Source organism: Sphingomonas sp. AOB5 (assembly GCF_029433115.1).
In the GTDB taxonomy this organism is placed as follows: Bacteria; Pseudomonadota; Alphaproteobacteria; order Sphingomonadales; family Sphingomonadaceae; genus Sphingomonas.
In genome coordinates, this window is record NZ_JARNTV010000007.1 from 90,216 (window position 1) to 110,444 (window position 20,229).

At 66.3% G+C, this 20,229-nt stretch carries 25 protein-coding genes and 1 pseudogene; 12 read left to right on the forward strand and 14 right to left on the reverse strand.

The features are described 5' to 3' along the window. Positions 1 to 2 precede the first annotated feature (2 nt). Positions 3 to 1,676 (forward strand): EAL domain-containing protein, encoded by a 1,674-nt coding sequence (locus P1X14_RS05405; protein WP_277314294.1) that lies wholly within the window; start codon positions 3 to 5, stop codon positions 1,674 to 1,676. 149 nt (positions 1,677 to 1,825) lie between these two features. Here the strand turns inward: P1X14_RS05405 and dapE are convergent, their stop codons facing one another. Next, a complete protein-coding gene (gene dapE, locus P1X14_RS05410; RefSeq protein ID WP_277314295.1) occupies positions 1,826 to 2,941 on the reverse strand; it encodes a succinyl-diaminopimelate desuccinylase in 1,116 nt (371 codons plus the stop codon). Positions 2,942 to 3,029: 88 nt separating this feature from the next. On the opposite strand from dapE, the gene P1X14_RS05415 reads away from it, so the two are divergent. The 3 genes from P1X14_RS05415 to P1X14_RS05425 all read left to right on the forward strand — a co-directional run bounded on the left by P1X14_RS05415 (position 3,030) and on the right by P1X14_RS05425 (position 4,783). Next, positions 3,030 to 3,332 (forward strand): hypothetical protein, encoded by a 303-nt coding sequence (locus P1X14_RS05415; RefSeq protein ID WP_277314296.1) that lies wholly within the window; start codon positions 3,030 to 3,032, stop codon positions 3,330 to 3,332. A 2-nt stretch (positions 3,333 to 3,334) separates the two neighbouring features. Further along, positions 3,335 to 3,781: a cupin domain-containing protein gene (locus tag P1X14_RS05420; protein WP_277314297.1), complete on the forward strand. Its 447-nt coding sequence runs from the start codon at positions 3,335 to 3,337 to the stop codon at positions 3,779 to 3,781. A gap of 63 nt (positions 3,782 to 3,844) precedes the next feature. Then, positions 3,845 to 4,783 carry an NAD-dependent epimerase/dehydratase family protein gene (locus P1X14_RS05425; RefSeq protein ID WP_277314298.1) on the forward strand — a complete coding sequence of 313 codons (939 nt, stop codon included), beginning with the start codon at positions 3,845 to 3,847 and terminating at the stop codon, positions 4,781 to 4,783. Positions 4,784 to 4,813: 30 nt separating this feature from the next. Here the strand turns inward: P1X14_RS05425 and P1X14_RS05430 are convergent, their stop codons facing one another. The 3 genes from P1X14_RS05430 to P1X14_RS05440 are packed head-to-tail and all read right to left on the reverse strand — an operon-like array spanning position 4,814 to position 7,779. Beyond that, positions 4,814 to 5,479 carry a glutathione S-transferase family protein gene (locus P1X14_RS05430; RefSeq protein WP_277314299.1) on the reverse strand — a complete coding sequence of 222 codons (666 nt, stop codon included), beginning with the start codon at positions 5,477 to 5,479 and terminating at the stop codon, positions 4,814 to 4,816. A 19-nt stretch (positions 5,480 to 5,498) separates the two neighbouring features. Continuing rightward, entirely contained in the window at positions 5,499 to 6,626 is a 1,128-nt protein-coding gene (locus P1X14_RS05435; RefSeq protein WP_277314300.1) for a zinc-binding dehydrogenase, read from the reverse strand. Positions 6,627 to 6,636: 10 nt separating this feature from the next. Beyond that, positions 6,637 to 7,779: a heparan-alpha-glucosaminide N-acetyltransferase domain-containing protein gene (locus tag P1X14_RS05440; protein WP_277314301.1), complete on the reverse strand. Its 1,143-nt coding sequence runs from the start codon at positions 7,777 to 7,779 to the stop codon at positions 6,637 to 6,639. 92 nt (positions 7,780 to 7,871) lie between these two features. Here P1X14_RS05440 and P1X14_RS05445 point away from each other — a divergent pair, with 92 nt between their 5' ends. Further along, entirely contained in the window at positions 7,872 to 8,303 is a 432-nt protein-coding gene (locus P1X14_RS05445) for a MarR family winged helix-turn-helix transcriptional regulator (protein WP_277314302.1), read from the forward strand. A 17-nt stretch (positions 8,304 to 8,320) separates the two neighbouring features. Beyond that, positions 8,321 to 9,592, forward strand: coding sequence for an MFS transporter (locus tag P1X14_RS05450; protein ID WP_277314303.1), 1,272 nt, complete (start codon positions 8,321 to 8,323; stop codon positions 9,590 to 9,592). On the opposite strand, the gene P1X14_RS05455 is transcribed toward P1X14_RS05450, so the two are convergent. Together P1X14_RS05455 and P1X14_RS05460 are read right to left on the reverse strand one after the other, a co-directional pair. After that, positions 9,589 to 11,181, reverse strand: a complete 1,593-nt coding sequence (locus P1X14_RS05455; RefSeq protein ID WP_277314304.1) for a methyl-accepting chemotaxis protein — start codon at positions 11,179 to 11,181, stop codon at positions 9,589 to 9,591. The genes P1X14_RS05450 and P1X14_RS05455 overlap by 4 nt on opposite strands. 68 nt (positions 11,182 to 11,249) lie before the next feature. Further along, positions 11,250 to 11,621 (reverse strand): gamma-glutamylcyclotransferase family protein, encoded by a 372-nt coding sequence (locus P1X14_RS05460; RefSeq protein ID WP_277314305.1) that lies wholly within the window; start codon positions 11,619 to 11,621, stop codon positions 11,250 to 11,252. 24 nt (positions 11,622 to 11,645) lie between these two features. On the opposite strand from P1X14_RS05460, the gene P1X14_RS05465 reads away from it, so the two are divergent. Continuing rightward, positions 11,646 to 11,999 carry a hypothetical protein gene (locus P1X14_RS05465; protein WP_277314306.1) on the forward strand — a complete coding sequence of 118 codons (354 nt, stop codon included), beginning with the start codon at positions 11,646 to 11,648 and terminating at the stop codon, positions 11,997 to 11,999. Here P1X14_RS05465 and yihA read toward each other — a convergent pair. From yihA to P1X14_RS05500, 7 genes are all read right to left on the reverse strand, one after another. Further along, entirely contained in the window at positions 11,996 to 12,637 is a 642-nt protein-coding gene (gene yihA, locus P1X14_RS05470; protein WP_277314307.1) for a ribosome biogenesis GTP-binding protein YihA/YsxC, read from the reverse strand. The genes P1X14_RS05465 and yihA overlap by 4 nt on opposite strands. Continuing rightward, positions 12,634 to 14,403 (reverse strand): membrane protein insertase YidC, encoded by a 1,770-nt coding sequence (gene yidC / locus P1X14_RS05475; protein WP_277314308.1) that lies wholly within the window; start codon positions 14,401 to 14,403, stop codon positions 12,634 to 12,636. Before yidC ends, yihA begins: the two co-directional genes overlap by 4 nt. 27 nt (positions 14,404 to 14,430) lie before the next feature. After that, positions 14,431 to 14,643: a membrane protein insertion efficiency factor YidD gene (gene yidD / locus P1X14_RS05480; protein ID WP_277314309.1), complete on the reverse strand. Its 213-nt coding sequence runs from the start codon at positions 14,641 to 14,643 to the stop codon at positions 14,431 to 14,433. Beyond that, complete coding sequence (gene rnpA, locus P1X14_RS05485) at positions 14,640 to 14,951, reverse strand: ribonuclease P protein component (protein WP_277314318.1); 312 nt, start codon at positions 14,949 to 14,951, stop codon at positions 14,640 to 14,642. Before rnpA ends, yidD begins: the two co-directional genes overlap by 4 nt. 26 nt (positions 14,952 to 14,977) lie before the next feature. Next, complete coding sequence (gene rpmH, locus P1X14_RS05490; RefSeq protein ID WP_066793417.1) at positions 14,978 to 15,112, reverse strand: 50S ribosomal protein L34; 135 nt, start codon at positions 15,110 to 15,112, stop codon at positions 14,978 to 14,980. Positions 15,113 to 15,198: 86 nt separating this feature from the next. Next, positions 15,199 to 15,510 carry a hypothetical protein gene (locus P1X14_RS05495; protein WP_277314310.1) on the reverse strand — a complete coding sequence of 104 codons (312 nt, stop codon included), beginning with the start codon at positions 15,508 to 15,510 and terminating at the stop codon, positions 15,199 to 15,201. 73 nt (positions 15,511 to 15,583) lie between these two features. Further along, positions 15,584 to 16,015 carry a hypothetical protein gene (locus P1X14_RS05500; RefSeq protein ID WP_277314311.1) on the reverse strand — a complete coding sequence of 144 codons (432 nt, stop codon included), beginning with the start codon at positions 16,013 to 16,015 and terminating at the stop codon, positions 15,584 to 15,586. 130 nt (positions 16,016 to 16,145) lie between these two features. Here P1X14_RS05500 and mscL point away from each other — a divergent pair. The 3 genes and pseudogenes from mscL to P1X14_RS05515 all read left to right on the forward strand — a co-directional run. Then, positions 16,146 to 16,571: pseudogene (gene mscL / locus P1X14_RS05505) on the forward strand (large conductance mechanosensitive channel protein MscL); the annotation flags it as partial. 212 nt (positions 16,572 to 16,783) lie between these two features. Further along, positions 16,784 to 18,292 (forward strand): YifB family Mg chelatase-like AAA ATPase, encoded by a 1,509-nt coding sequence (locus tag P1X14_RS05510; RefSeq protein ID WP_277314312.1) that lies wholly within the window; start codon positions 16,784 to 16,786, stop codon positions 18,290 to 18,292. A gap of 25 nt (positions 18,293 to 18,317) precedes the next feature. Continuing rightward, entirely contained in the window at positions 18,318 to 18,632 is a 315-nt protein-coding gene (locus P1X14_RS05515) for a hypothetical protein (protein ID WP_277314313.1), read from the forward strand. A 61-nt stretch (positions 18,633 to 18,693) separates the two neighbouring features. Here P1X14_RS05515 and P1X14_RS05520 read toward each other — a convergent pair whose 3' ends face one another. Continuing rightward, positions 18,694 to 19,416 (reverse strand): contractile injection system tape measure protein, encoded by a 723-nt coding sequence (locus tag P1X14_RS05520; protein WP_277314314.1) that lies wholly within the window; start codon positions 19,414 to 19,416, stop codon positions 18,694 to 18,696. Positions 19,417 to 19,436: 20 nt separating this feature from the next. On the opposite strand from P1X14_RS05520, the gene P1X14_RS05525 reads away from it, so the two are divergent. Both P1X14_RS05525 and P1X14_RS05530 read left to right on the forward strand, forming a co-directional pair. Further along, the gene (locus tag P1X14_RS05525) at positions 19,437 to 19,697 is read left to right on the forward strand and encodes a hypothetical protein (protein ID WP_277314315.1); all 261 of its coding nucleotides are present in this window, start codon (positions 19,437 to 19,439) and stop codon (positions 19,695 to 19,697) included. After that, positions 19,697 to 20,229 (forward strand): FecR domain-containing protein (locus P1X14_RS05530; RefSeq protein ID WP_277314316.1); only part of this gene is annotated, 533 nt, incomplete at its 3' end. The genes P1X14_RS05525 and P1X14_RS05530, both read left to right, overlap by 1 nt.

Below are 20,229 nucleotides of genomic sequence, written 5' to 3' on the forward strand. Positions count from 1 at the left end.
ACGTGGAAGGATTTTCGCTCAAGAGCCGTGCAATCGCCTTCGCGATGTGCGCCGGTGCGGTGGCGTTTATCCTTGCGCTCGCCGCCTCGTCGCGTGGCGAGGTCAGCGTCGACAGTGCCGGGCGCGCGCTGACCGCTGCGATCATCTGTGGCGTGATGTGCTGGGCCTCGGCCGAGCGAACCATCGCGGCGACTGCCGGTGCCATCGACGCCGCGATCGCGCGCCTGTCCCGCGCCGCCAATGGCGACCTGGAAAGCGAAATCCCCGAGGAAGTCATCGAATGCGTGCCGCCGCTCGCCGAGGCAATGGATGGCCTGTTCCGCCAGCTCCATGCCAATCTGGAAAGCGTGCAGCGGCTGGCGATGTTCGATTCGGTGACCAACCTGCCCAATCGCACCCATTTCCGGCGCAGTTGCGAAGCGCTGCTCGATACGATGGGGCCGGACGAGAAGGCGGTACTCTATTTCATCGATCTCGACCGCTTCAAGGCGGTGAACGACACGATGGGTCATGCCGCGGGCGATCAGTTGCTCGGCATGGTCGCAAACCGGCTGCGTTCGGTGGCCGAGCGCTTCGTCGCAGGTGCCGATGGCCGTCAGGTTCTGATCGGCCGGCTGGCGGGCGACGAGTTCACCATGTTCGTACCGGATCTGAAGGATCTGCGCGATGCGGATCGAATCGGTCAGGGAATCCTGAGCGCGATGAGCCAGCCGTTCGAGCTGGCCGAGCAGGAGATCAGTATCGGCGCCTCGATCGGCATCGTGCTGCGCCCCGAGCATGGCGCGACACTGCACGAACTGATGCGCGCTGCCGATGCCGCCATGTACCATGCCAAGGCGAGCGGCCGCGGACGGACCGAGCATTTCACCGAAGCGCTGGCGGCGGAGATCGCCGAGCGCGCGCAGCTGGAAAGCGATCTGCGCGAAGCCGTGTCCAAGGATCAGTTCGCGCTGGTCTATCAGCCGCAGATCGCGGCGCATGACGGCCGTATCGTCGGTGCTGAGGCGCTGCTGCGCTGGAAGCACCCGGACGGCCTGAAGATGCCGGTCGCTTTCCTGCAGCGTGCCGAAGAGACCGGGCTGATCGTCGAAATCGGCGAATGGGTGCTCCAGAATGTCGCCGAGACCATCTCGCGCTGGGGACGCTTGGGCATCGAGCAGCGCATGGCGGTGAACATCAGCCAGCGCCAGATCGACCACGCCACCTTCTTCCGCCGGCTGGGCGAAGCGATGCGCGCCGCGGATGCGCCTGCGCACCTGCTCGAACTTGAGATCAGCGAGACGCTGGCGATGCATTGTTCCGACGATGTGATCGAAGCGATTGCCGCACTGCGCGCCGACGGGGCGAGCATCGCGATCGACGATTTCGGGACGGGCTATTCGAACATCGCGCGGTTGCGGCATCTGCCGGTCGATCGGGTGAAGCTGGACCGCAGCCTGATCGAGCATGTCGCCGATCAGGCCGAGGCGCGGACCATCGCACAGGCAGTGATCGCGCTGGTGCACGGCCTTGGCTGCGAAGCCGTGGCCGAGGGCATCGAAAATGAGGACCAGGCGATGGTGCTGCGCGTGATCGGATGCGACGTGCTGCAGGGCTATTCGATCGCCGCGCCGATGCCGGAAGAGGCGTTCCTGAACTGGGTGCGTGACGAACGCGGGACGCGGGCTGCGGGTTAGTCCGTCCCGTATATAAACCCTTCTCCCTTGATGGGAGGATGAGGGTGAGCTCTCCTCATATGGCTGTCACATGAGGAGAGCTCACCCCCACCCAACCCTCCCCCATCAAGGGGGAGGGCTATCGCCAAGTGCCACGCCATCGGATCAAACTAGGCGAACACCCGCTTCAGCACTTCGCGATAAGTCTCGCTCAGCGCCTCAAGGTCGCGGACCGCGACGGCTTCGTCGAGCTTGTGCATCGTCGCGTTGACCAGCCCGAATTCGACCACCGGACAAAGCTTCGAAAGGAAACGCGCGTCAGAGGTGCCGCCGGTGGTGGAGAGTTCGGGGCGGATGCCCAGCGTCGCCTCCGCGGCGTCCTGCACCAGCGTGGAAAGATCACCTGGCGCGGTCAGGAAGGCTTCGCCATAGACGGTGCCTTTCACGATCGCGGTCGGGGCGTGACGCTTCACGATCTCGGTGATCCGCGCCACCAGATCGGTGCCCTTGTGCAGATCGTTGAAGCGGATGCTCAGGCGCGCGCTGGCATGGGCCGGGATGACGTTCCCGGCAGGATTGCCCACGGTCACGTCGGTCGGCTCGATATTCGATGCCTGGAACCAGTCGGTCCCCTCGTCCAGCACGATGCCGTCGATCTCGGCCAGCGCGTTCACGAGGCGCGGGATCGGATTGTCGGCGAGGTGGGGATAGGCGACATGGCCCTGCTTGCCGGGCACGTCGATCCACACGATCGTCGAGCCGCGGCGGCCGATCTTGATCGTGTCGCCCAGTCGATTGGCCGAGCTGGGTTCGCCGACCAGACACAAATCCGGGATCAGGTTACAGGCCTTCATATGTTCGATCAGAGTCGGCGTGCCGTAGGTGGCCGGGCCTTCCTCGTCGCCGGTGATGATCATCGAGACGGTGCCATCGGTCTCCATGCCGGCGACCGCGGCGACAAAGGCGGCGATCGAACCCTTCATGTCGACCGCGCCGCGGCCATAGAGCAGGCCGCCGCGAATTTCGGGTGCGAAGGGTTCGCTTTCCCAGCCCTTGCCCGGCGGGACGACGTCGAGATGCCCGGCGAACGCGAAGTGGCGGCCGCCGGTGCCGCGTACCGCGAGCAGGTTCTCGACCGGACCGTCAGGCGCTTCGCCCTCGACGAAACGCTCGACCTTGAAGCCCAGGGGGAGGAGCGCGGCTTCGAGGACGTCGAACACCTTGCCGGTGGCCGGGGTCACGCTCTCGGCCGCCATCAGCGCCTTGGCCAGTTCGACGACGTCCATCCTGCTTCCCGCTTTCCAATCCTGTTGCCGGGCCATAGCATGGCGGCGCACCGCGTCGAGGGAAGCGATGATCGGATCGATGATAGCAATGCTGTTGGCGCAAGGCGCGCCGCTCGACGTTCCCGCGCGCTGCCGCGCGGTGGCGCTGCGGATCGAGCGGACCAGCAATATCGCGGTGAGCAAGCTGGAGGGCTATTACGCCAGCGAGCCGCAGGCGGTGCAGGATGCCGCCTTCCTCCGCCGGGTGCGCGAACTGCGCGCGGCACAGGCGCTCGCGAAGGCGATCCGCAGAGCTTATCCGGGACAGGCCTATCGCGACGCGCAGGTCGATGCGCTGCCCTGGGCGACGGTGATCGCCGAGGGCGAAGCCTGCCGCGACGGGACCCGCTGACGATGCCCAAGCTCGATCTCGATGCCATCCCGCAGACCAACGCCACCGGCTATCCGCCCGAGCATGCCGCACAGGTGCAGGGCCGCTGGTATCGCCGCATGGCGCCGGCCAGCGGGATCACCGATTTCGGATACAGCCATGTCACGCTGAAGCCCGGCGCATGGTCGTCGCAGCGGCACTGGCATGAGGGGGAGGACGAGTTCGTCGTGATGCTCTCGGGCGAGGCGGTGCTGGTCGACGATTCGGGCGAGAGCATCATGCGGCCGGGCGATATTGCCGCCTTCGCCAAGAATGATGGCAACGGCCATGTGCTGCAGAACCGCAGCGACACGGATTGCGTGTTCGTGGCGGTGGGCAAGCCCAGCGAGACCGCGTGCCACTATCCCGATATCGACATGCACCTGTTTCCCGGCACCGGATTTCGCCGCAAGGATGGCAGCGATTTCTGAGGCCTGAGCGGTGTACAGGTGCGTGGCATCCCTCTAGGAGAGCGCCATAATCCTGGAGGGCAGATGCGGAAGATTCTGGTTACCGGCGGCGCCGGCAATGTCGGCGGCAGCCTGGCGCGGCGTCTTGCGGCGAATCCCGACAATTATGTGGTGATCGTCGACGATCTGACCACCGGCAATCGCGACAAGCTTCCCCGTACTTCCGGAGACAATTGGCGCTTCGTCCGCGCGGATGCGAACCGCAAGGAGGACATGTCGCCGATCTTCACCGCCGAGCGGTTCGACGCGGTGTTCCATTATGCCGCCGTCGTCGGCGTACAGCGGACGTTGGCCAATCCGAAGCTGGTGCTGAACGACATCCATGGCTTCGAGACGGTGCTGGATCTCGCCAAGAATACCGGCGTGAAGCGGGTGTTCTTCTCGTCGAGCTCCGAAGTCTATGGCGAGCCGTTCGAAATCCCGCAGCGCGAGGATACCACGCCGCTCAACTCGCGGCTGCCCTATGCGGTGGTGAAGAATGTGGGTGAGTCCTACTTCCGCACCTACACGCAGGAATTCGGCCTGCCGCACACCATCTTCCGCTTCTTCAACACCTATGGTCCGCTGCAGAGCACGGATTTCGTGATGTCGAAGTTCCTCACCGCGGCGCAGGCGGGCAAGGACATCACCCTGTACGGCGACGGGATGCAGACCCGGACCTTCTGCTATGTCGACGACAATCTGGATTTCACCGAGAAGCTGCTCGAGCAGGACCTCGGCCTGAACGACACGATCAATGTCGGCAATGCCGAGGAACTGACGATCCGCGAACTGGCCGAGACGGTGATCCGCCTGACCGGTTCCAGCTCGAAGATCGTCCACCTGCCGCCGCTCGCCGAGGGCGATATGACGCGGCGCTGCCCCGACGTGTCGAAGATGCTCGATATCCTGGGGCGTCCGCTGGTGACGCTGGAAGAGGGTATCAAGAAGATGATGGCCGCCGAGCGGGACGGGGTGGCCTGATCTAAAATCCTCCCCTTGGCGGGGGAGGATTTAGGTGGTGGGATCCATCTCGAACTTCTCGAGCACCCAGTCCTCGGCCTGGGCGCCGGCGATCCAGTCCTGCATGAAGCGGTGCTGAAGCACGGCGTTCATATAGGCCGGCGCGAAGCGGGCAACCGGCAGGGTGTAGGTGACGAAGCGCGTCACCACCGGCGCGAACATGATATCGACCGCGCCGAATTCGCCGAACAGGAACTCGCCATTGCCGCCGTAGCGGGCGCGGGCCTGTGCCCATAGTTCCATGATCCGGCCGATTTCGAGCATCACGTCCTCGTCCGGCGCCTTGGGCGGATAGACCTGACGGATGTTCATGCCGTGCTTGCGGCGCAGCGAGGCAAAGCCGGAGTGCATTTCGGCCGCCATCGAGCGGGCCATGGCGCGGGCGCCGGGGTCCTTGGGCCAGAACTTCGTATTGCCGGTCTTGTCGTTGAGATATTCGACGATGGCGAGGCTGTCCCACACCACCGCTTCGCCATCCCACAGGATCGGCACCTTGCCCGACGAAGGCGCGAACTCGTCGCCCTCGCGGCGCTTGTCCCAGTCGCCGTCATATAGCGGGACGACGACTTCCTCGAACGCCAGCCCCGAGAGCTTGCAGGCGAGCCAGCCGCGGAGCGACCAGGACGAATAGGCCTTGTTGCCGATGATGAGCTTCATGAGGGTGGCGATAACGCGGTCAGCGGGTCGGGTCGATCAGATACTTTTCGCCGGTGGCCTTGCGCGAATAGGCCTGCAGCGTGGCCGGATCGAGCGCGTCGCGGAGCGAGATCGTCGCGGTGTAATGGCTGGCGAAGGTCGTCGTCAGCTCCGCCGCGACGCGCGCGCGCATCCGGCCGACCGTCTCGGCGCCTGCCTTCATCATGAAGGGCGTCAGCAGGAAGCCGGACACGCCCCAGGCGAGGCCATAGCTGCGGTCGAGCGGCGTCGGGCCGAGATCGAGCGCGCCATAGATATAGACCTGCTTGTGCACGCTGGAGCCATAGCGGCTGTATGCGGTGGCCTTGCGGTTCGCGGCGGTTTCCATCGCGCGCAGGATGCGGTTGGCGAGTGTGCCGCCGCCGATCGCGTCGAAGGCGATGGTGGCGCCGGTCTCGGTCAGCGCGTCGGCCAGATCGGCGTCGAACGTTTCGCTGCTGCTGTCGAGGATGTACTTCGCGCCGATCTCGCGCAGGATCGCGGCCTGTGCGTCGCTGCGCACGATGTTCACCAGATCGACGCCATCGGCGATGCAGATGCGGTTGAGCATCTGGCCGAGGTTCGACGCGGCGGCGGTGTGGACCAGCGCGCTGTGACCCTCCGCGCGCATCGTCTCGACCATGGCCAGCGCGGTGAGCGGATTGACGAAGGCCGAGGCGCCTTCGGCCGCGGTCGTGCCGTCGGGCAGGGGGAAGCATTCGCCGACGCGGGCGATGCGATATTCGGCGTACATCGATCCGCCAATGACGGCGACGCGCTTGCCGATCAGACCCTCGGCACCGGCACCCGCGGCGATCACCGTGCCCGCGCCTTCATTGCCCACGGTCATCGACTCGTCGTGGCGTGCGGCCACGAAGGGGAGGCGCTGGGCAGGGACCTGTGCGGTGATGGTCGGGCGGTCGGCCGATCCGCCGCCGATGGCAGTGGTCACGTCGGCGGGACCGGTGAGCAGGCCGAGATCGGACGGGTTGATCGGCGCAGCCTCGACCTTGACCAGCACCTCGCCGGCTTCAAGCGCGCGGATCGGCACTTCGGTGAGTTCGAGCTTCAGTTCGCCGCCCGAGGTGATGGTCGAGCGGAGTTCGAGGCCGGAGGTGGGCAGGGTCATGACGGGCCTTTCAGAGCCGGAGGTGGATGCCGCGCCGGTGCAGGGGGATCAGCACGGCGAGGACGATCAGGAGGATGACGAGCGCGTAGAGGAACGACGCCAGATAGGGATCGGGGATCACCGCGTTGATCTGGGCGAAGCCCCATTGGTTGATGTTGCCGCCGCCGGGCAGGATCGGCTTGAGGCAGGCAATCGCGATCAGCAGCGACAGGACATAGCCGAGGATCGCGTTCATCCCGAAGATATGGAGCGGGGTGAGCAGCCGTTTCGCGGTCTCGCTGGCACTGGCGAGCATGCAGGTGGCGAGCAGGACCGCCGACAGGCCGGTGGTGAACAGCGCGAAGCTGGGGGTCCAGATGCGCTTGTTGAGAGGCATCCACAGGCTGAAGACCCAGCCGGCCATGGCGAGCAGGGCACCCATACCGAGGATCCGCAGCACCGCCTTGCCCGGCTCGAACTTCCACAGCCATGCCGCCAGCATGCCGAACAGCACATTGGCGAGCGCGGGCAGGGTGGAGAGCAGCCCTTCGGGATCATAGACGATATTGCCCGCCGCATCGGTGCCGAAGCGCCAGATATGGGCAGTGCCGAACACGCTGCGATCGACCCAGCCGGCCAGATTTCCCTCGGGCGTGAGCAGGCCCGCGCCTTGCCCGGGAACGGGGATGAACATCAGCAGCAGCCAATAGAGGATCAGCGCGTCGATCGCCGCCATCAGCAGGAAAAGCGGCTGGATTTGCGCGCGGCCCTCGGCATCGCGGCGGGCGGTGGCGATGGCCCAGGCGGAGACGAGGACATAGCAGAGCGCGATCCGCTGAAGCACGCCCATGAAGCGGAAATGCTCGATATCCGGCCGGGCAAGCAGCTGGATCACCCAGGCGATCAGCACCAGCGAAGCAGCGCGGCGCAGGATTCGCCACCAGCTCGATCCGTCGATCCGGCGCGGGAAGGACAGGCCCAGCGCCGCGCCGACCGCGAACAGGAAGGCGGGAAAGACCAGATCGGTGGGGGTGAAGCCGTGCCACGCGGCATGATCGAGCGGCCACCAGACATGTGCGCCCGATCCCGGCGTGTTGACCAGGATCATCCCCGCGACTGCGAGGCCGCGGAAAATGTCGAGGCCTTCGAGGCGGCCGGCTGTGGCTGCGGTCATGCTTCCCCTCCGCGTGCGAGGATGGAACGAAACGTTGTGTCTCGCAACCGAAACGGGTTGTACCGATGCTGTGATGCATATACATGATGTATATGCATCATGATCTTCCCGATGGTCCGTGCGCCTGCACGACGCTGCGCAAGGCGGCGCGTGCGGTGGGGCGCGTCTATGACGAGGCGCTGGCCGATAACGGCATGACCACCGCGCAGTTCGCGATCCTGCGTCATGTGTCGCGCGGGGAACCGCTGCCGCTTTCGCGGCTGGCCGACAGCCTGATGATGGACCGGACCTCGCTGTACCGTGCGATCGCGCCGATCGAGGCGCGGGGCTGGGTGACGGTTGTCGCCGGGCCGGGCAAGGCCAAGCTGGCGTCGCTGACCCCGGAGGGCCGTGTCGCGATGGAAGGCGCCGAAGCCGATTGGGGCGCGGTGCAGCAACGCATCGTCGGCGCGATGGGCGCCGAGCAATGGGCGGGGCTGCAGGCCTCGCTCCGCACCCTCACCGATCTCGCCCAGCACGCCTGAACCCGGAAAGCCAAGCCATGCGCACCGCACCTGCCGCCTCCGCACGCACCTATGCCTCGATCGTTGTCGCAGTGACCTTTCTCGCGCTGCTGGTCGCGGCGGGGATGCGATCCGCGCCCGGCGTGATGATCCGGCCGCTCGAGACCAGCATGGGCTGGGACCGGGCGACGATCAGCGCCGCTGCGGCGGTGGGTATCTTCCTCTACGGCATGGTCGGGCCGTTCGCGGCGGCGCTGATGCTGTCGTTCGGGATCAAGCGGGTGATGCTCGCGGGCCTCGCGCTGATGAGCGTTTCGACCTTCGCCAGCCTCTGGATGAGCGAGCCGTGGCATTACGTGCTGACATGGGGCGTGATCTCGGGCGTGGGCAGCGGGGCGGTGGCGTCGGTGCTGGGCGCGGCGGTGGTCAATCGCTGGTTCGCGACGCGGCAAGGGCTGGTGATGGGCATGCTGACTGCGAGCGCGGCGACCGGCGCGCTGGTGTTCCTGCCGCTGCTGGCATGGCTTTCGTCGAGCGGCGCGTGGCAACCAGTGGCGCTGGCGGTGAGTATCGCCACCGCGTCGCTGATCCCGCTGGTATTGCTGCTGATGCCCGAGCGGCCCGAGGATGTCGGCCTGCGCCGCTTCGGCGAGGACGAGAATACGCCGCCCGCGCCGCCGCTGAAGCAGGCCGCGACTTTCGGCCTGGCATTCGGCGCGCTGTTCCGCGCGGCGAAGACGCCGATCTTCTGGCTGTTGTTCGGCACCTTCTTCGTGTGCGGGCTGACCACTAACGGCTTGGTCGGCACGCATCTGATTGCCTATTGCGGCGATCACGGCATCGCGCCGGTGGCCGCGGCGGGACTGTTGTCGATGATGGGCTTCTTCGACCTGATCGGCACGACCGCGTCGGGCTGGGCGACCGACCGCTATGATCCGCGGAAGCTGCTGTTCGTCTATTACGGCTTTCGCGGGCTTTCGCTGATCGCTTTGCCCTATCTCGACTTCGGGCCGATGAGCCTGACGGTCTTCGCGATCTTCTATGGCCTCGACTGGATCGCGACCGTGCCGCCGACGGTGAAGCTGACCAACGACGCGTTCGGGCCGGACGAGGCGCCGATCGTGTTCGGATGGATCATGGCCGGGCATCAGATCGGCGCGGCGACCGCGGCGTTCGGCGCGGGCTGGATCCGTGAAGCATGGGGCAGCTACGGCCCGGCATTCTCGATTGCGGGCGTGTTCGCGATTCTGGCGGCGGGGGCGATCCTGCTGGTGAAGCGGGAACAGGGTGCGCGGGTGGCGCTGGCCTAAGCCGCCTTCAGGCTGGCCATGAAGTTGCGGGTCTCGCGCATCAGATGCTCGCTCTGGGCAACCAGTTCGCCGGTCGCGGCGCCGAGTTCGCTGGTGACGCGGGCAGCATCGTCGGTCGATTGTTCTGCGCTGGAGACGCTGCCCTGCAGATCGGTGGTCAGTTCGGCCGCGGTACCTGCATAGCGCTGGATCGATCGGATCACATCACCCTGACGCGACATAGCCTGTTCCACCGCGCCGGCGACTTCGTTGATCCGGTCGAAGCTGCCGCGCATGTCGGCGACGATCGAGGCAGTCGAAGTGACCGCCCCGGTGATCTGTTCCAGCTGGCTACGAATGCCCTGGGTGGCGAGCGCGGTCTGGGCGGCGAGGCCCTTCACTTCCTGTGCGACGATGGCGAAGCCACGGCCTGCCTCGCCGGCCCGGGCGGCTTCGATCGAGGCGTTGAGTGCGAGCAAATTGGTGCGTGCCGCGACTTCGGCGATGGTGTCGGCGATGCTGCCGGCGCTGTCGGCATAGCGGACCAGCGTGGCGAACCGTTCGTCGGCGGCGTGGCTGAGTTCGCGCAGATGCGCGGTGGTCGCTTCCTGATCGGCGATGCGCGATTCGACGGCTTCGAGGCTGCGGCCGAGATTGGCCGATTCCTCGAGCAGGGTCGCGGCGCCGGTATCGGCCTTGCCCGCTCGGGCGGCGACGCTGCGGACCTGGCCATGGGTCGCCTGGGTATTGGCCATCAGCGCTTCGGCCGAGGTGCGCGTCTGGTTCGCGGCGGCGGCGAGATCGGTGATGGTGCGGACCAGCGATTCCTCGAGCTGGCGGGCGATGCGGTCGACTTCGCTGCGGCGGACATCGGCGCTTTCGACCTGATGGCGATGGCGCGCCTCGGCGGAGGCCGCTTGCTGGGTCAGTTCCTCGCGCTGGGCGTTGGCGAGCAGTAGATCGCGTTCGGCGGCCGCCTTGGCCAGCGCGCGGCCCTGTGCGAACTGATCGGTGACGAGCGCGGCCTGGGTCAGCACCGTGCGGGCGAGGAGACCTACGAAAATCAGCAGAAACACCATCACGCTCGACGATATCGGCGAGAAGGCAGCGTAGACCCCGCACACGACCACCGCGACGGCGAGGAAGGCAAGGCTGGCCGGGGGCAGCGCGGCATAGCGCAGCGAGCCGATGGCGATCACCCCGGCAATGACGGTGGTGGTGAAGATCAGTTCGGCATCGGTCGCGCCCAGGCCCGAGACGGAGAGGAAGGCGAACCAGCCGAGCGAGACCAGCGCGCCCTCGATCACGGTGGAGCGGATCGCGGCCTTCTGGTCGCCGATCTCCCAGTTGTTCGCGCGGCCGCGGCGCCAGCGGAACAGCACACCGGTGGCGATGGCAAGGTGCAGCGCCAGCGCGCAGATATGCCAAGAGAGGTAACGATCGTCGCGGAGCACCAGCAGCAGGGTGACGCTGACGATCAGGGTCGCGGCATAGGTGACCGGATAGCCTTTGAAGACCGCACTGATCTGGGCGCGCGTCAGCTCAGCCGGCAATTCCAGCCATTTGCCCCACATAGCGTGGCGGAGATCGAGGTGACGCTTCGCGCTCATAAGACCCGCCGACACTAAGGCGACATGGTTACCAGTTGGTTTACCATGGCCGCGGTATCGTACCGGGGTCAGGCCTTCACATAGACGAAGGCGGTGTTTCCCGAGGCGAGGGTAACTTCGACGCGGCGGTAATTGTCGCCCTCATACTCGTCGACGGCGGGCAGATCGGCCGCGGTGATTTCCAGCGTCTTGCCGGGGATCGCGGCGTCGGGCACGGCGGGGACGAGTGCGAGGTGGGTCTCGGTGCCGCTGGCGCCGACCACTGCGGGATCGGTGATGGTGATCGTCACGCTCTCGAACCCCAACAACGTGTCGTCGGCCATCGGCACGAGGCGGCCGAACAGCATCTGCTGGACATTGTCGAGCTGGAGCGTGCCATAGGAGAAGAGGCGGATCGCCGCGTTGCCGTGCTGGCTGGGATCGGGGATAGTCGGGGTCATCGGCACCTTCTTCTGGAGTGTACCATGCCCGTTCTTCCGTTGCTTGTCGCGTCGCTGTTCGTCACGCGCGCGCAGGATATGCCGGGGCCGCTGGAATGCACGGTGGCGGGGGACGTGGCGTACAAGCGGATGCGCGAGTTGCCCGAGGGCGTGCGCTTCTTCCTCGACAAGATGGCGGACGCGGACGAGCCATGGAAAGCGAGCGACACGATCGTCAGCGTGGTCGGCTTCACCGTGCCGCGGCGGCAGTTCGTGGCGGCGTGCAAGCGTGGCGACATGATCCGGATGCAGTATCGCGTGGGCGGGGACGAGGGGGAGCGGATCGACGTCCGGCTGTTCGTCCTGTCCAACGGCAAATGGGCGTCGGTGGTGCGTTAACCGATCGCTTCGAGTACCGCGGCGCGCAGGTCGGGGATGCCCATGCCCTTTTCGCTCGACGTGGCGATCAGGTCCGGGTGCGCGGCGGGGCGCTTGCGGGCTTCCTCTTCGGTGCGGGCGCGGACTTCGGCGAGTTCGGTCGCCTTGATCTTGTCGGTCTTGGTCAGGACGATGCGATAGCTGACCGCCGCATTGTCGAGCATCTCCAAGATCTCGCGATCGACGTCCTTGATGCCGTGGCGGCTGTCGATCAGCACCAAAGTGCGCTTCAGCACATCGCGGCCGCGCAGATAGTCGTTCACCAGATAGCGCCACTTGCGGACCATGTCCTTGGGCGCCTTGGCGAAGCCGTAACCGGGCATGTCGACCAGGCGGAAGCGCAGCGGCTCGCCCACGTCGAAGAAGTTCAGCTCCTGCGTGCGCCCCGGCGTGACCGAGGTGCGCGCAAGGCTGTTGCGGCCGGTCAGCGCGTTGAGCAGCGACGATTTGCCCACGTTCGAACGGCCCGCGAACGCGACCTCGGGGACGTCCGCGCCGGGGAGATACTCCAGCGCGGGTGCCGATTTGAGGAAGTTCACCGGACCGGCAAAGGTCTTGCGCGCTGACTCGATCAGATCGGGATCGAAGGTGTCGCTCACTTTGCCGCCGTAGCCGCCTGCTGCGAAAGCACCGGGTGCTTCTTGTACAGCCACCACTGTTGGGCGATCGTCACGACGTTCGAGGTGATCCAGTAGACCTGCAGGCCAACCGCGAACGGGGCCATCAGGAACATCAGCATCCAAGGCATGATCGCGAAGATCTGCTTCTGCATCTCGTCCATCGGCGCCGGGTTCAGCTTGATCTGATAGTACATCGACACGCCCAGCAGGACGGGGATGACGCCGATCGCGAGGAACGAAGGCGGGGTGAACGGCAGATAGCCGAACAGGTTGAGGATCATCGCCGGATCGGGCGCGGACAGATCCTTGATCCACAGCACGAACGGCTGGTGACGCATTTCGATCGTGAGCAGCAGCACCTTGTACAGCGCGAACATGATCGGGATCTGAAGCAGGAGCGGCAGGCAGCCCGCGAGCGGGTTTACCTTCTCCTCCTTGTACAGCTTCATGATCTCCTGCTGCTGCTTCGGCTTGTCGTCCTTGTAGCGTTCCTGCAGCGCCTTCATCTTGGGCTGGATCGCGCGCATGTTGGCCATCGAGGCGAACTGCTTCTGCGCGATCGGGAACAGCAGGCCGCGGATCGTGAAGGTCAGCAGGATGATCGCGACGCCGAAATTGCCGACGAGGCGGAACAGCCAGTCGAGATAATAGAACATCGGCTTTTCGATGATGCCGAACCAGCCCCAGTCGATCGCATAGCCGAGCTTCTGGATGCCGAGGTTGGTCTCATAGGCGCCAAGCAGGTCGACGTCCTTGGCCCCTGCGAAGAAGTGGCTGGTATAGACCTGCGCCTTGTTCGGCTGAAGCATATAGCCGCCGACATTGCCCGGCTTACTGGGATCGGCGCCGGGCGTCGCGGTCGCGGCGTTGGACACGACATAATCGGCCTGGAAGCTCTTCGACGGGCTCTGGCGCTGCGAGATCTGGACATTGGCGTTCTTGCCCGGGATCACCGCGGTCAGCCAGTAGTGATCGGTGAAGCCGGCCCAGCCGCCGCGCGTGTCGAACGACTGCGGCGCAGTCTCGATCTCGCTGTAATCCATATAGTCGGCGACGTCGTTATAGACCGCCATCGGGCCGACATTGGCCGCCCACTGATCGAGGTCGGTCGACTTCTCGGCGCGGGTGACCATCGCATAGGGATTGATCGTGACCGGCTTGCCCGAATTATTCGCGACCGTCTGACGGATCGTGAACATGTAATCGCGGTCGACCGACAGCTCGATCTTGAAGACCTGGCCGGTGGCATTCGAAGCGGTGAGCGTGACCGGCGTATCCGGGGTCAGCTTCGGGCCGCTGGCCTTCCACAGCACGTCGCCGCCGGGTGCCTGGATATCGCCGCTGACCCAGGTGAACTGCGCGAAATAGGAACCCGCCGCGCCGCTGGGCGACATCAGGCGGATCAGCGGGGAGTCCTTCTTGACCGTCTCGCGATACTTTTTGAGCTGAAGATCGTCGATCCGCGCGCCGCGCAGATTGACCGAGCCCTGAAGCATCGGCGTGTCGATCAGCACGCGTTCGCCGCGCGTTTCGGCGAGCACGACATTGCGGTCGCGCGTGGCCTTGGGGCTGTCCGCAGTGGGATCGGCGGCGGGATTGGGAACCGCGACCGACTTGCCGGCCTCGATCTTCGTGGCCGGGGGATTGGCGGCAGGGAACAGATAGCCCGTCACCATCGGCCAGCCGATGAGCAGCAGCGCGGCGAGCACCACGAAGGTGATCATGTTCCTACGGTCTTCAGTCACCAAGTCTTCCCCGGAAAGTCAGATGCGTCACGGTACGGGATCGTAGCCATGACCGCCCCATGGATGGCAGCGGGCGATTCGCCGGACGGCCAGCCAGCCGCCCTTCAGCGCGCCATAGCGGCGAAGCGCCTCGATTGCATAGGCCGAACAGCTTGGCGCGTAGCGGCAGCTGGGCGGCAGGATCAGCGAGGGGCCGAGCTGCCAGCCCCGCGCGATCAGGATGAGGAGCTTCGCGATCACCGCTGCACCTTCGCCAGCGCCTTGGCCAGTTCGGCCTTCAGCGTCGCATGGTTGCGCTCGATACCGCCATTGCGCCCGATCAGTACATGATCCGCGCCGGGCACGCCTGCCTCAGGCAACACTTCGCGGGCAAGCGCGCGGAAACGCCGCTTCATCCGGTTGCGGATGACGGCGTTGCCGACCTTTTTCGATACGGTGATGCCGATCCGCATATCGGCCGATTCGTCCGCGCGATCACGAACGAGCAGCACGAAGCCGGGCATCGGCGCGCGACGCCCGGCGTTGGCCGCCAGATAGTCTTTTCGCAGCTTGAGGCCGGTAAGGCCGACGGCGACTACGCCGACAGCTTGGCGCGACCGCGGGCGCGACGCGCGCGGATCACCTTGCGGCCGCCCGGCGTCGCCATCCGCGAACGGAAGCCGTGCCGGCGCGCACGCACCAGATTGCTCGGCTGAAAGGTCCGCTTCATGGCTCATCCTCGAGATTCAAAACGTAAAAGGGCCACCACAAGGGCGGCCGCGTGTCGGGCGCACATATACAGCGAGTCGGGGCAAGTCAACGCGGCGTGGCACCAAAAGCGGCGGTCGCGGCCGCGCGCTGCTCCTTGTCGCGTGCCTGACGGCGGCGGAAGCTGGGCCGGCGCAGCGCCAGATCGCAATAATGGCCCGCGCGCGGCCAGCGCCGCTTGCCCCGCGCGAACAGCTTGCGCGCCCATCCGGCATTCTGGAGCACGAGGACCAGACCCGCACCGAACACCACGATCCCGCCCGGACCGGGTATCGGCCCCACGATCGGCGTGAGGGCAATCAGAAACAGCCCCAGCACCAGCAGGGCGTTGCGCAGGATCGGATGCCGTTTGCGGGCCATGACGCCGATGTGGTGGCCGTGTATTGTGTCGGCAAGACAGTTCGGCGCGGCCAGCCTTCCGTTCGTCGCAGGCTCAGCCGCCCAGCCAGCGCTCTCCGCGTACGGTAGGCGCACACTGGTTCCAGCGGATACGCGTGCGCCATTTTCCTGCCTCGGCAGGTTTTCCGACGCGAATCGCTTCATTGCGCATCCGGCGTAACGCCTGGCACTCTCCGCGCTCGGCAGCGAGCAGCCACCAGTTCCTCGGGTTGGTATTCGCAGGCCGGTCTTCGCGCTCGTCTTCGAATTGCGCGAGCTTCAACGCCGCTTCGGCGTCTCCGCGATTGGCGCGTGCGATCAGCGAACGATATTCGGAAAGCTTCATCCGCCATTCGATGCAGATCGACATGCCCGCGATCAGGCCGGTCCCGCAGCGGGCCTCAGTCGTCGCATGTGCGGGCGACGCACTCGCGGCCAGAAGAAGCAACGCGGCGCCGCCTGTCCAATGAAGCACGCTTGTGGCCATCACGCCTCTCCTTCGAAGCCGAAACCGGGCGATTGTGATCGTCGCGGTGCGGCAAGGTCAAGCCAGATGCGTTGACGCGGGAATCGCCCGGATGCACGATCCGGCGGCAACACACAGGGGAGCGTCGCTCATGATCAACGAATTCAAGGCCTTCATCGCGCGCGGCAACGTGCTCGATCTCGCAGTGGCGGTCATCATCGGCGCGGCGTTCGGCAAGATCGTGACCTCGCTGACCGACGACATCATCATGCCGATGGTCGGCAAGCTGCTCGGTGGCCTAGACTTCTCCAGCTATTTTCTCGTGCTCGGCACCGTGCCGGCGGAACTGGCCGGATCGAGCGACTATGCCGCGCTGAAGAAGGCGGGCGTGCCGCTGCTGGGATATGGATCGTTCATCACCGTCGCGGTGAACTTCCTGATCGTCGCTTTCATCATCTTCCTGCTGGTGCGCGCGGTGAACCGGCTGATGCCGAAGCCCGACGAAGCGCCTGCGATCCCGGCGGCGGAACCGGCGGACATCACCCTGCTGCGCGAGATCCGTGACGAGCTGAAAAAGGCGAAGGCTCCGGCTGCCCCCGCCAAGGCGGCAGCGGCTCCGGTCGCGGCGAAGGCTGCTCCGGCGCCGGTGAAGGCGCCTGCAAAAGCCCCCGCCAAGGCTCCGGCCAAGCCGCGCGCGACCAAGCCCAAGGCGTAACTAGTCCATTCCGGACTGATTGCGTTCCGGAACGGATAAAAGCCGGTAAGCTCCCCGCATCGGGGGAGTTCCACATGGTCGCGAGCGTATCGACGGTCGCCTATCTCGGGCTGGAGGCGCGCGCGGTCGAGGTGCAGGTGCAGCTCATCCCCGGGCTGCCCGCCTTCAACGTCGTTGGGCTTGCCGACAAGGCGGTGGCGGAAAGCCGCGAGCGGGTGCGCGGGGCGATCGCGGCGATGGGGCTGGCGCTTCCGCCGAAACGCATCGTCGTCAACCTGTCGCCCGCCGACCTGCCCAAGGAAGGATCGCATTTCGACCTGCCGATCGCCTGCGCGCTGCTGGCGGCGATGGGCGTGGCGGATGTCGAGACGCTGGCCGGCTATGTCGTGGTCGGCGAGCTGGGACTGGACGGGCGGATCGCGCCTTCCGCCGGCGTGCTGCTGGCGGCGCTCCATGCTTCGGAGACCGGCAAGGGGCTGGTGTGCCCCGCGGCACAGGGATCGGAGGCGGCGTGGGCCGGATCGGTCGAGGTGATCGCGGCGAGCGACCTGATCGGGCTGCTCAACCATTTCAAGGGCAACCAGCTGATCGCTGCACCCCCGCCGGGTGAAGCGGAGGAGGCTGGGTTCGGCCCCGATCTCGCGCAGGTGAAGGGGCAGGAAAGCGCGCGTCGTGCGCTGGAGATCGCGGCGGCCGGTGGGCACAATCTGTTGATGAGCGGACCGCCGGGCGCGGGCAAGTCGCTGCTTGCATCGTGCCTGCCGGGGATATTGCCGCCGCTGGATGCGGCTGAGGCGCTGGAAGTGTCGATGGTCGGATCGGTGGCGGGCACGCTGAATGGCGGGCGGCTGACACGGACCCGGCCGTTCCGCAGCCCCCATCATTCGGCTTCGATGGCGGCTTTGGTCGGCGGCGGGCTGAAGGTGAAGCCGGGCGAGGTCAGCCTCGCGCATCTGGGCGTGCTGTTCCTCGACGAGCTGCCAGAGTTCCAGCGCGCCGTGCTGGATTCGCTGCGCCAGCCGCTGGAGACGGGTACGGTCAGCGTGGCGCGGGCGAATGCGCATGTGACCTTCCCCGCGCGGGTGCAGCTGGTGGCGGCGATGAACCCCTGCCGGTGCGGCCATCTGGGGGACCCTGCATTGGCCTGCGCGCGGGCGCCGAAATGCGCGGCGGACTATCAGGCGAAGGTCTCCGGCCCGCTGCTCGACCGGATCGATCTGCATGTCGAGGTGCAGCCGGTGATGGCCGCCGATCTGGTGATGCCGGGCAATGCCGAGAGTTCGGCTGAAGTCGCGGCGCGGGTGACGGCGGCGCGGTCGGTGCAATCGGCGCGCTATGCCGGGGTGCCCGCGCGGACCAATGCAGAAGCGGAAGGCGAATTGCTGACGCAAGTGGCGACACCGGACGAAGCGGGCCGCAAGCTGCTGGCGCAGGCGGCCGAAGCGATGCGGCTATCGGCGCGGGGCTATACCCGCGTGCTGCGCGTGGCGCGGACGGTGGCGGACCTGGCGGGAAGCGAGGGGGTGGGGCGTATTCATGTCGCGGAGGCGTTGAGTTATCGTCGCCGCTCCCCAACGAACTAACGACCTGCGCGGACAGGATGTATTGATGCACGAAGACAGACCGGAATGGGATGAAGGTCGCGGCGCGGCTTTGATCGGCGCAATCATATTGGTCGGGATCACGAGAGAGGGGCCGGATGCAACGACGCAGGAACAGTTTTTCGGAACCGTCGATAAGGCGGACGCGCGAGGCATAGAGCTATTGCTGGGTGGTTCGCGCGCCGGGGGTCGATATCGGCTGCCGCCCGATCTGCGAGCCTTGGCGCCGGCTGAACCGGGTTCCTATCGCCTGCGGTCTACTGGCGAGACGTTGGAGAATCCCGATTTCACTGCGACGTGGACGATCGTTGCGCGCAACTAGCGATTTCAAAACATGGGTTTCCGCAATCGGATAGCCTCACACGCCGTGGTGCGGAGTTAGCCTACCAGGTGACGTGGATCGGCGCGGGCATCCAGCGGTGGAAGACGACCGAGAAGCTCCACGGGATCTGATCGGTCAGCACGTCGACGGTCTTGCGCTGAACCTCCAGTGTCGCACGATCTTCGTGAAAGGTCAGCCGCCCCTCGCGCTGAATGAAGGTCTCGCGAAGGATATCGGTGGAAGCGTTCCGCAAGTGGGGCCAGTTGGTCCTCACCGCTTTCAGCAGATCGTCGCAGGTATCGATTTCCTCCGGCGAAGGCTCGGCTGCCGCTTCCACCGGCGTTGCGGGATCGAGGCCGCAGAGCAGCTTGTTCAGCGTCAGTTCCGGCTCCGGCGCGTCCCAGCGCCCATCGGCGACATGCTGGAGCAGGCGCGCGCCGCGCGGATCGATGGCAGGACGGGAATCGTCGTTCTGGCGGACCAGCCCCAGATGCTCGAACAGGTGCGGAAGATAGGGATTGAGCAGGACGAGCCCGGCATTGCCGACAAAGACGCGATCCGTTTGCTGGCGTTCCATCGCGCCGGGGTTCCATGATTGCGTGCCGGGGTCAACGCGCGGTACGCTCGTCTCATGCCGACTCGCCACGAAGCCGGCGCTGGGAGGCGGATATGGCCATCCGACACCTTTTGTTTTCCGTTGCTTTCGCTGCTGCGGGCCTTTGCGCCGCACCTGCCCTTGCGCAGTCCGCGGAGCTTGCCGAAATCGACCAGCTTTCGCGCGCATCCGAGGGGATCCCGAGCGGGATGGCGCTGGCACGGCGGCAGATCGGGGACAGCGATCTGATCGGCGCGGTGGCGACGCTGGAGCGGTTGCTGATCGATCATCCCGAGGCCGATGACGCGCTGTTGCTGCATGCCAGCCTGCTCTGCCGGCTGGACGACAAGCAGGGTGCGCGGGCCGAACTGGCCGAGATGGAAAGCGTGCGGGTGAGCGAGGCGGGCTGGGCGGAGGTGACCGCGGCATGCGGCGCGGTGCCGCGGCCGCAGGGCTGGGGAGGGCAGTGATGCGCATCGCCCTCGCCCTGACGACTTCGGTCGCGGCCATCGCCATTGTCGCGGCCGCGCCGCTGGCCGAGCAGGTCATCGGCGCCGCGACCGCGGTGAAGAACGACGTTCGCATCCGCAAGCCCGGCGGCGCAGTGCCGCGTCCGGTGGCGCTGCGGCAGCGGATCGCGCTGGGCGACGGGGTGCAGACCGGCGCGAAGAGCCAGATGCAGGTGCTGCTGCTCGATCGTTCGGTGTTCACCGTCGGCGCCAATGCGCGGCTGACGATCGATCGCTTCGTCTACGATCCCGGCCGCGCGGGCAGCATGGGGGCGACCGTGACGCGCGGCGCGTTCCGCTTCATGTCCGGCCGGGGCGGGAGCAGCGGATCGACGATCCGCACGCCGGTGGCCTCGGTCGGGATCCGCGGGACGATCCTGGAAGGCGTTGTGGGGCCGGACGCGGCGCTGATCGCGGCGAACGAGCGCGCAGTGGGCCGCGGGGTGCGATCCGATCCCGAGACTGCGACGCTGATCGTGCTGCGCGGGCCGGG